Source organism: Flavobacterium sp. MEB061 (assembly GCF_000834715.1).
GTDB classification, from domain to species: Bacteria; Bacteroidota; Bacteroidia; order Flavobacteriales; family Flavobacteriaceae; genus Flavobacterium; species Flavobacterium pectinovorum.
In genome coordinates this window covers 1-12,568 of sequence record NZ_JXQR01000005.1, presented here as the reverse complement: position 1 = coordinate 12,568, position 12,568 = coordinate 1, and the positions used below count along the sequence as shown (strand labels likewise).

Below are 12,568 nucleotides of genomic sequence, written 5' to 3'. Positions count from 1 at the left end.
AATTATTGTAATAGAAATTATTTAAAATTTGAAAACATTCTAAATAAGAGTTTCAAAAAAATGTCGTAAATTCATAAGAATTTTATATATGTTTTTCGGTAAGCAAATATTCTTAATAAAATCGTTATGAAAAATATAATTTCACTATTGCTGTTGTTTTCTTTAATTGTGAGTTGTAAATCTACTGTGAGCAAAAGTTCAGATCCACAAACTACTTCTGAGTATGGAACTCAGGAAGATGAGATGAAGTATTATTTTACAGCAACCGGAAACGAACCTTTTTGGGGATTGAAAATGGGAAATGATGAAATTGTTTTCACATCGTTGATTACCGGAAAAGAAAAAATTATTTTCCCCTCTGTTGAAGCCATAAAAGCAATGGATGCCAATGTAAGGATGTATAAAGTAAGTAATGAAACTTCGACTGCCACAATTACAATTCAGCAATTGGAATGTCAGAATTCAATGTCGGGAGCAATTTCTCCTTATAAAGTTACAGTTGAAATAAAGAACAACTCCGAATTAGAAGCTGAAAAACTGAGTGGCTGCGGAAAATATAATACAGATTACCGCTTGCATGATATTTGGGTTCTCGAAGAATTAAATGGTTTCAAAGTTTTTATAACCGATTTTCAAAGAGAATTACCAAGAATTGAAATTAATTCTGCAGAAAATAAATTCATGGGTTATGGCGGCTGTAATGCAATTAGCGGTACTATATTTTATGAAAAGGATTTACTAAGATTCTCAAAAGTTATTTCGACTTTAATGGCTTGTACGCCAGGAAATAAAGAAGGCGAATTTGCAAAAGCGCTTCAAAATGTAACCACTTATTCTGTTGGCGATAACAGATTAATACTATCAAACCCTTCGGGAAAAATCCTTGTTTTTAAAAAAGTAGATTAATTTAAAATGTCTTAATATATTTTAAAAAAACCGTATGACATTCTAAGATCTTTTCAACTCAGAATATTTTTGTAAAATAAAACTTATAAAAAAAATATTTTACATGAAAAGGATTTTAATGTTATTTATTGCAGGTTCATTGGCTTTTGGCTGCAAATCTGCTAAAGAAACAAAGGCAACAGTATCGACTAATGAAAAGACAATTGAAAAGAAATTGCAGCAAAACTGGGTTTTGGAAAATTTAAATGGTAAAGTTGTTACTGATAAAGACTTTTCAAGCTTACCAAAAATTGTAATGAATCCAGCAACGTTTTCAGGTTCAACAGGATGTAATGCTATCAAAGGAAATTTATTATCTAAAGGCGAAGGTCAAATCCAGTTTTTAAATCTTACGTCAGAAACTAAAAAATGTGATGCAAAAAAAGAAGCTGAATTTTTGCAGTTGTTGAGAACAAATTCAGGTTATTCTATTAAGGAAAATAAATTATTCCTTTCAAACCAATTTGGATTAACAATGTCATTCAAAAAAGGTTAATTAAAAGAAACCAAAAACTAAAGGCTTCGACTATTACTAGCGAAGCCTTTTTTGTTGCGTTTCGTTACGAAAAAGAAGTAAAAATCCGCGTAAATCCGTGTCTTCGCGTTAGCGAATCCGCGTCATCCGCGTTCAATCTCGTAATATTTTATTCCGGTAATTCTTTTGGATCTTCGTCTTCCTCAATAAAATCAAGTTCTAAAGCTCTTACAGTCTGAACTGCATTTCCTGCAATACCGCGAATGGAACCATACATTCCTAAAGTATTGTGTACCACCTTTTCAATTTGTTTTTCACGTTGTTTCCAGATTCGTTGCATCGCTCTTTTTTCGGCATCAAGATCGCCTTGCATTTGCGTGAAGCCTTCTACAATTCCCTCAATTTGTAAACGGAATTCGTTGCTGGTTAAAAAATCATACAACATCGACATTTTATCGCCTTTATTTTCCTGCGCCTGAACCGCCTGACTAACCTGAATTAACGATTGACGTAAAACAGCACTCAAACCTTTAAATTCCTCATAAGTACAAATCCAGATTCCGTCACGCATTCCCATTCTATCCATTCCGGCTGGCATTACTTCGGTAACCAAAACCCCAATATTGGCTCTTTTGGTTCTAATGTCATTTTTAAATTTCTCAATCCACGATGGTTGAAAAGCTTTTGTACGCTTGCTTTCGTAATAAATAGAGCCACAATTTTGCAATTCGCGCGTGTTTACAATTTGAAGGCAATCGGCACCATTTGCACCTTTTTTAACTTCGTCAATACTGTCCAATGGGAAATTATTTGCCAGCCATTCTTCAATTGCCAATTCCATTACTTCGCCTTGCAATTGCATAGAACCTTGTTCCTGCTTACGTTTCATTTCTTCGATCAGCTTTTTTTGATCGTCAGATTGTTTTTGGTATTCTTTTATTTTAAGCTCGTTTTTTTCTTCTTCCTGTTTACGAATTTTATCACGTTCGAGAACCAAAGTTTCATTAAGTTGTTTTTGAGCTTGTGCTTCAATAGCGTCTTTCATCTCCAGTTTTTCACGCTGAAGCTTCAATATTTCGCCTTCCATTTTATTTAATTCACGAAGTTTCTCCGACTTTTCAGAAAGCTCTTTTTCCATTGCAACCAAACGATCTTTGTTTTCTTCGTCGAGTTTGGTTTTTATTTTTTCGGTAATTTCTTTTTCGGCTGTCTTTTTTTCACGTTCTAAACGTTCAGCAAAAAGTTCATTTTCCTGTTTCTTTTTGGCTTCAAACTCAGCTTTAGCTTTTTCTAATTGCTCGTTTTTAAGTTCTAATTCTTGTTTTTGAGCATTGGCTTTTTGTTGATATTCTTTACGGATACTATCTTCCAATTGATGTTTTAGAATATCATTTACATCGATTGTAGTTCCGCAATTTGGACACTGAATTGAAGATTGCTCTGCCATTTTATTGATTTTATTTAGATAATGTAATAATTTGCTAAGGTATCTAAAAGTTCATTCTTTTTAGGGAATTTACTTGTGATAAATTGTAACTTTTTTGCCACGAATTGCACTAATTATATTTATGTTTCGTTCTGCTTACGGGGGCAATTTAATTCCTTTAAGCTTTTAGTTTTTACGGATTTCCATAATTTAATTAATCTCGCAAAGACGCAGATTTTAAGATATTTATAAATTGCCTCCAGCTTTAGCTGGAGGTTCTAATTGCATTATAAATGGCTTTAGCCGAATCGTATATTCGGCTAAAGCCATTTTATATACCATTTCTATTTTCCTCCAGCTAAAGCAGGAGGCAATTCAAAACTTTGCGACTCTGCGACTTTGCGACAAACTCTTGTAATTATTTTTTAAAATTCAATAAAAAATCAACCGCAGATTTTGTGATTTCAGAATCGTCTTCTTTTGAAGTGATTAAAGAAACATCAGTATACAAATTGACTTTCTTTAATTCGATAAAACCAATTTCCGGATCCTGATTGTTTCTGGCAATATTAGACGGAACAATCGAAATTCCTAAACCATTTTTTACCAATTGCACAATTGAATTGATGTTGTTTGATTCGTGAACAACTTTTGGCGTAAAACCATAAAAAGAACAAAGTTGCAATAAAACTTCATGATAATGCGGTGCGTAATCTTTGTTGAAAAACACAAAAGTTTCGTCTTTTAAATTCGGGATTTCTTTTTCAGAATTAATTTGGATTACACTTTTGTTATAAACCACCGAAAATCCGTCCTGAAACCACAATTGTGATTTTATTTTAGGAGATTTTATAGGAGAACGAATAATTCCCAATTCAATTTTTCCCTGTTCTAAAGCTGCAATTTGTTTGGTCGTTGAAACTTCAAATAATTTGAAATTTACATACGGAAATTGTTCTTTAAGATGTTTTATTAATTCTGAAATTACTTCAGCATAAATCGAACTGATGTAAGCGATTCTGAATTCGCCCGAAATATTCTCGGCTATTTTTTTTGTTTTGATAGAAATGCGTTCCAGATTCTGAAAAAGTTCTCTAACTTCTTTCTCAAAGTATTTTCCGGCTTCGGTAAGCTCTACTTTTTTATTGTTTCTAATAAACAAGCGTGCCTGGATTTCTTCTTCTAACTCCATAATCTGACGGCTCAAAGGCGGCTGTGAAATGAAAAGTTTTTTGGAAGCTTTGGTAAAATTCAGTTCTTCGGCTACAGCCAAAAAATATTTCAGATGACGTAATTCCATAAATACCTATTAAGTATTGATAATTGACAAAATAAGTATTTTTGAAGTATATATGAAAGAAATACTTTTACTAAAAAATATATGGCACGCGGATGACGCGGATTAAACGGATTTACGCAGATTGTTTTTTAATTGAAAACTAAAAAAAGGTAATGCCACAGATTAAAATGATTTTAAAATTTAATTTAGATTCTTAAAAAAAACCTCTGCGAATCTTTAAATCTGTGACAAAAAAATAATAAATAACAACAAGAATTTTAAAAAAAAACCAGCGTAAATCCGTTTAATCCGCGTCATCCGTGTGCCATAAAAAACAGAAAACTATGAAAAAATCAACCATTGCAGAAATCAGGGAACGTTTTGATAATGATGTCGAAAGATTCTCGAATTTAGAAACCGGACAAGTCGCTACAATCGATGCTATAATTTCTTTAGAATTAATTACAGAAGCTTCGAAAAGAATTATTCCAAATGCCAAAAGTGTTTTGGATATTGGCTGTGGCGCCGGAAATTATACTTTAAAAATGTTATCTAAAGTTCCAAACTTGAATTGCACTTTGGTCGATTTGAGTTTGCCGATGTTGGATCGTGCTTTTGAAAGAGTTTCGGCAGCAACCAACGGAAAAGTAGAAGTGAAGCAAGGTGATATTCGCGAAGTTGATTTACAAGAAAATACTTTTGATATTATTTTGGCCGGAGCAGTTTTGCATCATTTACGTGACGATCAGGATTGGGAAACAACTTTTACTAAGATATTCAAATTGCTAAAACCCGGCGGATGTTTTATGATTTCAGATTTAATAACTCAAGATACTGAATTATTAAATGAATATACCTGGCAGCGTTACGGTGATTATTTAGAGGGAATTGGCGGTGTAGAATATCGCCAGAAAGTATTGGATTATGTAGAAAAAGAAGACACACCAAGATCAATGAATTATCAGTTGGATTTGATGAAAAAAGTGGGTTTTAAAAGTGTTGAAATTTTACACAAGAATATGTGTTTTGGTGCTTTTGGTGGGATTAAATAGTTTTTTTTGCCACGAATTCACGAATTTATTTTTTTTTAATCTATCCGCAATATATTGGATTAATTCGTGAATTCGTGGCTAAAACTTATACAGTTTCTTCTGTAGGGGCAGGAAATTTATTCCTTAAATCAAAAACCAATTCCGAAGGACCATTTTGCTGTAAGTAATCTAACTTTTCAACTGCTTCTTCAAGAGTAGGAATTTGACCTGCAGGAATCCACCACATTGCAGTGTGTGCTTTTCCGAATTTTAAAAACCATTCTTTTCGACGTTTTAAAAATTCACTGTGAAACGTTTTGTACATGTAATGTTCTAAGGTTTCGATGTTTTCCCAAACAGAAACATTCACAATTATTTGCTCGTCATTGTACGGGTTTAAGTTTGTTGCATTAGAGCTTTCGTCTTTTAGCCGCCAAACAAATCCTTCGCTTTTTTCGGCCAAGGTATTTACAAGATCTAAATTGTCTACAAACTCTTTCATGATTGGGTCATTAATATCGACGCCTTTCATTTTTGCGATATTGATTTCGGCAAGATGATATTGATTCATGTTTAAATATTTATATGAAGCAAGTTAGCTTTTTGAAACCTAATTATTGTAACTATTTATAAAGATTGTGTTGTTTTATAAACCAGAATAGGAGTGGCGACTAAACTCTCGCTTTGTTTGATAAAATCCTGTAAATAAGGTTGGTTATTGTGAATGTCAAGACCAGCCTGATCTTTCCATTCTTCCCAAATAATAAATACATTTTCGGTTGTGTGAAGGTCGTAGCGAATACAGGCTTCCTCGTTTTTGGTTTGTGTAACTAAATTGTGAACCAGGTTTTTGACTTCTTCAAGATTTTCCTGCTTACTTTTTATGATGGCTGTAATTGAGATCATGATTGTGATGTGTTAAGGTTAGAAGTTAAAAGTTTTTTCCAAATGTTTAGTATAGTTTTCCTTAAAGATACTGATGTTTTCTGCAGTTGCACCTTTTTCAACGTCGTGAAAGTGGAAACCATTTAATTTTTCCATTCCTGTAAATTTATTCATTTTATGGAAACCAAACATCACTCCGTCATCTACAGATGTTTCTTCGAAGAATTCTCCCGGAAGTGTGAAGGCTGTTGCAGGCGCATTCCAGCTTGTTGTAAGCATGTATTTACGTCCGTGTAATTGTCCGCCGGTTCCGTAATTAATGTCGGGATTTGTTCTGGTTCTTCCGTCGCTTTTGTAAATTCCTTTGTTGTGTCCGGCTGTAAAAACGTCGTCGATGTATTTTTTGAAAAGATTTGGCAATTGAAACCACCAAACCGGTGTGTGATAAACTACAACATCGGCCCAAACGAATTTTTCGACTTCTTCGTCAAGATTAAAGTCTTGTTTGATGTCGGTTGTTTTTATTTCGAATTGCTTGCTGTTTATTAAGTATTCGATTGTCCAGTCGGTAACGGTTTGGTTGAATTTTCCGCCTGAATGTGCGAAATTTTGACTTCCGTTAATGATAAATATTTTCTTCATTTTTCTTGTTTTCTTATGAATTCGTGAGTGTGAGGGATAGCAGTGGAAATCCTTTTTTATAAATTTTTTCTATTTATAAAAAAGATTGTAACGAATAGCCCGACCCGGAGGGACACACCCTAATTATTTTCCTTGTTTTTTTAATTTGTTGCGTAGAATTTTAAACACATAGAAACATAGGTTTTTGCTTTGTGTTTAGAGAATGTAAAAAGAAACTAGTTTCTCACACATAGCTTAGCTTTGTCAAGCTTTGTCAAAGTTTAAAACTTTGACAAAGCTCAGGAATGCTTTTCACATTGCTATTGGCTATGTTTCTATGTGTTTAAATATTTTCTATAGGATTATTTAACTTTAGAAATAGCCAGATTGATGAAATCTAATTCAGAAAGTGATAAATCAAAATCCATTGCTTTTGCGTTTGAAATAGCTTGTTCTGCGTTTCTGGCTCCGGCTAAAACAATTGTGATTCCTTTTTGTAAAGTGGTCCAGCGTAGAACCAATTGCGAGATCGAAATGTGTTTTGCATTTGCTAAAGAACTCAATTCTTCGACCAACGTTTTTACTTTTTGAAGATCGAACTGACCGAAATAACCATTTCTGTGATCGTTGTCTTTTAGTTTGCCGTCTGTGAAATATTTTCCGGTTAATAAACCTCTTTCCATCGGGCTGTAAGCAATGATTCCGATGTTTTCTTTTAGCGTAAGCGGAATCAAATCGGTTTCAATTTTACGATTCAGCATGCTAAACGGTACTTGATTTGAGGCTAATTGAATTGTTTTTTGCGCTTCCTGAATTTGTGAAACACTATAATTGCTAACTCCGGCTGCTTTGATTTTTCCTTGTTTTATTAAGGTTTCTAAAGCTTCCATTGTTTCGTGAATGGGCGTTGTAGAATCTGGCCAGTGAATTTGCAATAAATCGATATAATCGGTTTGAAGGCGTTTTAAACTTTCTTCGACTTCTTTGATAATGTTGGCTTTTGAAGCGTATTTATAAATTGGATTTTTTTTTCCGTTGTCATCGGCATCGAAAAAGAAATCGCCTTTTTGGTTATTGCTTCCGTCCCAAACCAAACCAAATTTGGTCAATAACTGTACTTTTGAACGATCGTGAGATTTTAACGCTTCGCCAATCATTTCTTCGCTTAAACCAAATCCATAAAAAGGAGCAGTGTCGATTGTGGTAACGCCGTTGTCGATTGAAGCGTGAATGGATGCGATTGAATCTGCTTTTTCATTTCCGCCCCACATGTTTCCGCCAATGGCAAATGCGCCGTATGTAATAGTTGATAATTCAAGTTCGCTATTCCCTAATTTTCTATATTCCATAATGTTGTATTTTAAATCTTAAATTTCACTTGGCAAAATTATACCATTTTTATGAGTGTTAATTTGTATATATTTGTCTTTTTTATGTAAATTTGCATCTTCAAATAATTTTTATAGTTATGAAAAAAGAAAACTTATACGAGCCTTTTTCTGTTTCTTTTGAAACTCTTGATGAATATCCAGATGTTGGAGATCGTCATAATTTCTTTGAGTTGGTCTATATTTTAGACGGAACAGGAAGGCAATGTATCAACAAAAATATTTTTGAATATGATGCCGGACATATGTTTTTATTAACGCCTGAGGACTGCCATAATTTTACCATTAAGACCAAAACAAAGTTTTTCTTTTTGAGATTTAATGATATTTATTTGAAAAACTCAAGCCTGCAAAATGAAAATATTCAGCGTTTAGAATATATTTTGCAAAATGCGAATCATCAGCCTGGTTGTATTTTGAAGAATCAGGCAGATAAATGTTTGGTAAAAGTGATGGTGGAAGCCATTATTCGTGAACATCAGGATAAAGATGTTTATAATAAAGAATTGATTCAGCAATTGGTAAATACACTTATTATTGTGGTTGCGCGAAATATTGCTAAGTATTTGCCGGAGCAGGTAAATATTGGTTGTGAGGCTAAAGCAATGGATATTTTGCAATATATTCAGAACAATATTTATTATCCAGAGAGAATTAAAGCAGAATCGCTTAGCGAGTATTTCGGAATTTCGAATACGTATTTAGGTCGTTATTTCAAAAAACATGCTAACGAAACGATGCAGCAATATATTAGCAATTACAAAACGAAACTGATTGAACATCGTTTGCAATTTAGTGATAAACGTATTAACGAGATTGCGTATGAATTTGGCTTTACGGATGAAAGTCACTTTAATAAATTCTTTAAGAAACAGCGAGGAAATAGTCCTTCGGAGTTTAGGAGAACGATTCGTGTTAGTGCTTAATTTTAGAACGCGGACGACACAGATTCGCAAGCGAAAACACGGATTGTGGCGGATTTTTTTTGTTTTAGATTGAACGGATTAATCTTGATTTTCTTTGCCGGTTATAAAATCGAAATGTTCTGTTTTGCCTGTTTTTAGGTTTTTGATTTCGTTTCTTAGAAGTTCTTCTAAAGATTCGGCAACTATATTGCGTTCCCAGGATTCGTTTTGAAGTTCTATGATTTGACCGAAATTTCCTTTTTCGGCGGGATCTGCATCATAGAGTAAATAATCTCCATTTCGCCCTGTTGCAAACGGAATCCATTTTGGGTTTGCGTAATTGTTGGTTTTTATTTTTTCGAAATCTATTTCCAGTTCCGGAAGATCTTCTTCGTCAAATTGTAAATCCTGTATCGAATTCCATTCTTCTGCAATATCTTCAAACGGAATAAGATCATACGTCCAATCGCCTATCAAGAACTGGAAAGCAGAAGTTACGGCATCGTATTCTACATTCTGAACTTTGTAAAAGTTTTGAAGAGCATGCGGAATTGTGATTTCATCTTCTAATGTAGAATGTTCTTCTAAATCTTCTGGAGAAATACCATCTGTAAGATTGTAATAATCATTATCAGTTGCGACAATTTTATTGATTTCGGTAATCCATTCCTGCCATAATGATTCGAATTGTTTAAATTCAGGATCAACAGCTGTTTTAGCTTTCTTTTCTTTTTCTTTGTATGCAGAAATGTCAAGGGCCGTTATTTTATCATCTTCTTTATTGAACCACACACTTATGCCATTAAGAATAAAGGCACCGCTGTCATCTCCCTTATAAAGTTTTACGAGTTGATTTTTATTGGATTTATAAAATTGAAATAGTTCTTGATTTTCAAAAATAAATTCACCTGTAAATGGGTTTTTCGAACAAAAATCGTAATTACCATAATTAAGATCGAGTAATAAATTTTCTGCTTTTATTCCTTCTTTAGAAAATGCAATAATGCCAAAATCGTCCCAGGTATAAATATGGTTATGTTGTTTTTTTAAATGTCGACAATCTCCCAAAATCTTTTTTAAATTTTCTATATCAATTGGAAATTGAATTGTAACATCATTAATTGTAAAATCTGTTTTAGAAAGTGAAAGCTTTGTCAAAATGTTTTTCTTTAAGGGATTACTAAGGAAATTAAATGATCTTTTTGATTACTCGAAGATTGTGTGTGTGTTTGTTTAATTCGGGATTGTAAATTCCTAAGTGATCTAAACGGTCAATGCGTACTTTTCCACTTGCGTGAATGATGTAATTGTTTTCCATTATGATGCCAACATGAATGATGTTTCCTTCTTCATTATCAAAAAAGGCTAAATCGCCTGGCTCACTTTCTTCGATAAAACTTAATGGATCTCCTTCAAGGGCTTGTTGTGAGGCGTCACGATGAATTTTGTATCCGTTTAGTTTGTAGACCATTTGGGTAAAACCGGAACAATCAATTCCAAATGGTGTTTTTCCTCCCCAAAGATAGGGAGCGTTTAAATACATAAAAGCAGTATTTATAAGTGCGCTTTTAGGTTTAATGCCGCTGGTTTTGGTTCCTTCGAAATCAAAATTAGCAGTATTGATGTCGGTATTGCTTAAAAATGACAAAGAAGCGCCAAGCGGAATAGGTAATAATAAGTTATCGGGTGCACTTATATAATCAATTAAATCAGCATTAAGAATAATAGCTTCTTTGCTTAACTGGTTATAATTTGCTTCGGAAATTACCTGATATTGTTTCGAATCTACCCAGCCTTCATAATCATCAAACTGAATTTTTATTCGCGCCCATTGATTTTGACGTTCTAAAATTTCGATGTGCTCGCCAAACAAAAGTTGTGTGACGATTTCACTTCTGTCACTTGGCTCAGATCGAACGGGTACTATGGCTAGATTGCAAATTCCGAACATTTAGGGTAATTTATAAGTTGAAAATTAGGAGTTATTTTTTTAATAAACAACTCCTAATTTAATATTTGTTTAAGCTCTTTCGATAACAATTGCCGAAGCACCGCCACCACCGTTGCAAATTGCAGCAGCTCCGGTTTTGGCATTATTTTGTTCTAAAACATTCAGTAAAGTTACAATGATTCTTGCTCCCGAACATCCAAGAGGATGACCAAGTGAAACAGCGCCACCATTTACGTTTACTTTTTCGTTATCAAGATTAAGGATTTTTGAATTGGCCAAACCAACAACAGCAAAAGCTTCGTTGAATTCGAAATAATCAACATCGCCAATTGCAATTCCTGCTTTGTTTAAGGCTTTTGGTAACGCTTTTGCAGGGCTTGTTGTAAACCATTTTGGTTCTTGTGCAGCATCTGCATATCCTTTTATGTAAGCTAAAGGTTTTAATCCTAATGCATTTGCTTTTTCTTCAGACATTAAAACCAAAGCGGCAGCACCGTCATTTATTGTTGAAGCATTTGCAGCAGTAACTGTTCCGTCTTTTGTGAAAACAGCACTTAATGAAGGGATTTTATCTAATTTGACATTAGTATATTCTTCATCTTTTGAAAAAATAACAGGTTCGCCACGTCTTTGCGGAACTTCAACAGGAACAATTTCGTTGTCGAATTTTCCGGCGTCCCAAGCTTTAGCGCTTCTTTCATAAGATTGAATAGCAAAATTATCTTGTTCTTCACGGGTGATTTTGTATTCAGATGCACATAAATCAGCGCAAACTCCCATTGCGTTGTTATCGTAAGCATCTGTCAATCCATCTTTTTGCATTCCGTCCAGCATTGTTGCAGGACCAAATTTGTTTCCATTACGCATTTGTACGTAATGTGGAATCAAACTCATGTTTTCCATTCCTCCGGCAACTACGATTTCGGCATCGCCACAAGCAATCGCCTGCGCTGCAAACATTACAGCTTTCATTCCGGATGCACAAACTTTGTTTACAGTTGTAGCGGCAACTTCTTCAGACAAACCGGCAAAAAGCGCAGCCTGACGCGCTGGTGCCTGACCAACTCCAGCTTGTACCACGTTGCCCATGAAAACTTCATCAACTAATTTTGGGTCAAGGTTAATTTTTTGAAGTGCGCCTTTTATAGCGGCAGCACCTAATTTTGGTGCGGGTACGGTAGATAAACCTCCCATGAAACTTCCGATAGGTGTTCTAACGGCAGAAACGATAACAACTCTTTTGTTCATTTTCTGTTAATATTAGTTAATCTAGCAAATTTACTGTTTATTTAAATAAATTCAAATTTTGTATCAATTTGTATGAGTTTCATTAGAATTTAAATTGAATATGAATTTTTTGTTAATTCTATTTGTTTGATTGTGAAGAGGTTTAAAAAAAAGATTGAAAAAAGATTAAAAAAAGCGCAGAAATAGTTGTGAGATATGGAATGTTGTCTTACATTTGCAACCGCAAAACAGGACACGTTCCTTGAGCTTGGAGAGGTGCCAGAGCGGTAATGGAGCAGATTGCTAATCTGTCGACGGGTAACCGTCGCCAGGGTTCGAGTCCCTGTCTCTCCGCTTAATTTTTGCCTTCGGGGTGTAGCGTAGCCCGGTTATCGCGCCTGCTTTGGGAGCAGGAGGCCGCAGGTTCGAATCCTG

General features: G+C 34.2%; 13 protein-coding genes and 1 tRNA gene. 5 read left to right on the top strand and 9 right to left on the bottom strand.

The window, feature by feature from the left end; genetic code table 11:
* Window positions 1–126: 126 nt before the first annotated feature.
* Together RT99_RS01630 and RT99_RS01625 are read left to right on the top strand one after the other, a co-directional pair.
* On the top strand, window positions 127–906 hold the full coding sequence (locus RT99_RS01630) for an META domain-containing protein (protein WP_042562993.1): 780 nt from the start codon (window positions 127–129) through the stop codon (window positions 904–906).
* Window positions 907–1,009: 103 nt separating this feature from the next.
* On the top strand, window positions 1,010–1,441 hold the full coding sequence (locus tag RT99_RS01625) for an META domain-containing protein (protein WP_042562992.1): 432 nt from the start codon (window positions 1,010–1,012) through the stop codon (window positions 1,439–1,441).
* A 148-nt stretch (window positions 1,442–1,589) separates the two neighbouring features.
* Here the strand turns inward: RT99_RS01625 and RT99_RS01620 are convergent, their stop codons facing one another.
* Together RT99_RS01620 and RT99_RS01615 are read right to left on the bottom strand one after the other, a co-directional pair.
* The gene (locus tag RT99_RS01620; protein WP_042562991.1) at window positions 1,590–2,867 is read right to left on the bottom strand and encodes a DUF2130 domain-containing protein; all 1,278 of its coding nucleotides are present in this window, start codon (window positions 2,865–2,867) and stop codon (window positions 1,590–1,592) included.
* A gap of 397 nt (window positions 2,868–3,264) precedes the next feature.
* Window positions 3,265–4,146, bottom strand: coding sequence for a LysR family transcriptional regulator (locus RT99_RS01615; protein WP_042562990.1), 882 nt, complete (start codon window positions 4,144–4,146; stop codon window positions 3,265–3,267).
* 323 nt (window positions 4,147–4,469) lie between these two features.
* Between RT99_RS01615 and RT99_RS01610 the strand changes: the two genes are divergently transcribed.
* A complete protein-coding gene (locus RT99_RS01610) occupies window positions 4,470–5,177 on the top strand; it encodes a class I SAM-dependent methyltransferase (RefSeq protein ID WP_042562989.1) in 708 nt (235 codons plus the stop codon).
* 85 nt (window positions 5,178–5,262) lie between these two features.
* Here RT99_RS01610 and RT99_RS01605 read toward each other — a convergent pair whose 3' ends face one another.
* The 4 genes from RT99_RS01605 to RT99_RS01590 all read right to left on the bottom strand — a co-directional run bounded on the left by RT99_RS01605 (window position 5,263) and on the right by RT99_RS01590 (window position 8,011).
* Entirely contained in the window at window positions 5,263–5,727 is a 465-nt protein-coding gene (locus tag RT99_RS01605) for a DUF3291 domain-containing protein (RefSeq protein WP_042562988.1), read from the bottom strand.
* 56 nt (window positions 5,728–5,783) lie between these two features.
* A complete protein-coding gene (locus RT99_RS01600; protein ID WP_052483502.1) occupies window positions 5,784–6,062 on the bottom strand; it encodes a putative quinol monooxygenase in 279 nt (92 codons plus the stop codon).
* Window positions 6,063–6,080: 18 nt separating this feature from the next.
* Window positions 6,081–6,683, bottom strand: a complete 603-nt coding sequence (locus tag RT99_RS01595; RefSeq protein ID WP_042562986.1) for an NAD(P)H-dependent oxidoreductase — start codon at window positions 6,681–6,683, stop codon at window positions 6,081–6,083.
* Between the two features lie 341 nt (window positions 6,684–7,024).
* Entirely contained in the window at window positions 7,025–8,011 is a 987-nt protein-coding gene (locus RT99_RS01590) for an aldo/keto reductase (RefSeq protein ID WP_042562985.1), read from the bottom strand.
* Window positions 8,012–8,130: 119 nt separating this feature from the next.
* Between RT99_RS01590 and RT99_RS01585 the strand changes: the two genes are divergently transcribed.
* A complete protein-coding gene (locus tag RT99_RS01585; RefSeq protein WP_042562984.1) occupies window positions 8,131–8,976 on the top strand; it encodes an AraC family transcriptional regulator in 846 nt (281 codons plus the stop codon).
* A gap of 78 nt (window positions 8,977–9,054) precedes the next feature.
* On the opposite strand, the gene RT99_RS01580 is transcribed toward RT99_RS01585, so the two are convergent.
* From RT99_RS01580 to RT99_RS01570, 3 genes are all read right to left on the bottom strand, one after another.
* Window positions 9,055–10,113, bottom strand: coding sequence for an SMI1/KNR4 family protein (locus RT99_RS01580; RefSeq protein ID WP_042562983.1), 1,059 nt, complete (start codon window positions 10,111–10,113; stop codon window positions 9,055–9,057).
* Window positions 10,114–10,144: 31 nt separating this feature from the next.
* A complete protein-coding gene (locus RT99_RS01575; protein ID WP_042562982.1) occupies window positions 10,145–10,906 on the bottom strand; it encodes a C40 family peptidase in 762 nt (253 codons plus the stop codon).
* A 69-nt stretch (window positions 10,907–10,975) separates the two neighbouring features.
* A complete protein-coding gene (locus tag RT99_RS01570) occupies window positions 10,976–12,154 on the bottom strand; it encodes an acetyl-CoA C-acyltransferase (protein ID WP_042562981.1) in 1,179 nt (392 codons plus the stop codon).
* 249 nt (window positions 12,155–12,403) lie between these two features.
* Here RT99_RS01570 and RT99_RS01565 point away from each other — a divergent pair.
* Window positions 12,404–12,487: transfer RNA gene (locus RT99_RS01565), tRNA-Ser, on the top strand.
* Window positions 12,488–12,568 lie beyond the last annotated feature (81 nt).

Coding starts and splice junctions, on each gene's coding strand:
- RT99_RS01630 (WP_042562993.1), top strand. CDS start 127: ATGAAAAATATAATTTCACTATTGCTGTTGTTTTCTTTAATTGTGAGT.
- RT99_RS01625 (WP_042562992.1), top strand. CDS start 1,010: ATGAAAAGGATTTTAATGTTATTTATTGCAGGTTCATTGGCTTTTGGC.
- RT99_RS01620 (WP_042562991.1), bottom strand. CDS start 2,867: ATGGCAGAGCAATCTTCAATTCAGTGTCCAAATTGCGGAACTACAATC.
- RT99_RS01615 (WP_042562990.1), bottom strand. CDS start 4,146: ATGGAATTACGTCATCTGAAATATTTTTTGGCTGTAGCCGAAGAACTG.
- RT99_RS01610 (WP_042562989.1), top strand. CDS start 4,470: ATGAAAAAATCAACCATTGCAGAAATCAGGGAACGTTTTGATAATGAT.
- RT99_RS01605 (WP_042562988.1), bottom strand. CDS start 5,727: ATGAATCAATATCATCTTGCCGAAATCAATATCGCAAAAATGAAAGGC.
- RT99_RS01600 (WP_052483502.1), bottom strand. CDS start 6,062: ATGATCTCAATTACAGCCATCATAAAAAGTAAGCAGGAAAATCTTGAA.
- RT99_RS01595 (WP_042562986.1), bottom strand. CDS start 6,683: ATGAAGAAAATATTTATCATTAACGGAAGTCAAAATTTCGCACATTCA.
- RT99_RS01590 (WP_042562985.1), bottom strand. CDS start 8,011: ATGGAATATAGAAAATTAGGGAATAGCGAACTTGAATTATCAACTATT.
- RT99_RS01585 (WP_042562984.1), top strand. CDS start 8,131: ATGAAAAAAGAAAACTTATACGAGCCTTTTTCTGTTTCTTTTGAAACT.
- RT99_RS01575 (WP_042562982.1), bottom strand. CDS start 10,906: ATGTTCGGAATTTGCAATCTAGCCATAGTACCCGTTCGATCTGAGCCA.
- RT99_RS01570 (WP_042562981.1), bottom strand. CDS start 12,154: ATGAACAAAAGAGTTGTTATCGTTTCTGCCGTTAGAACACCTATCGGA.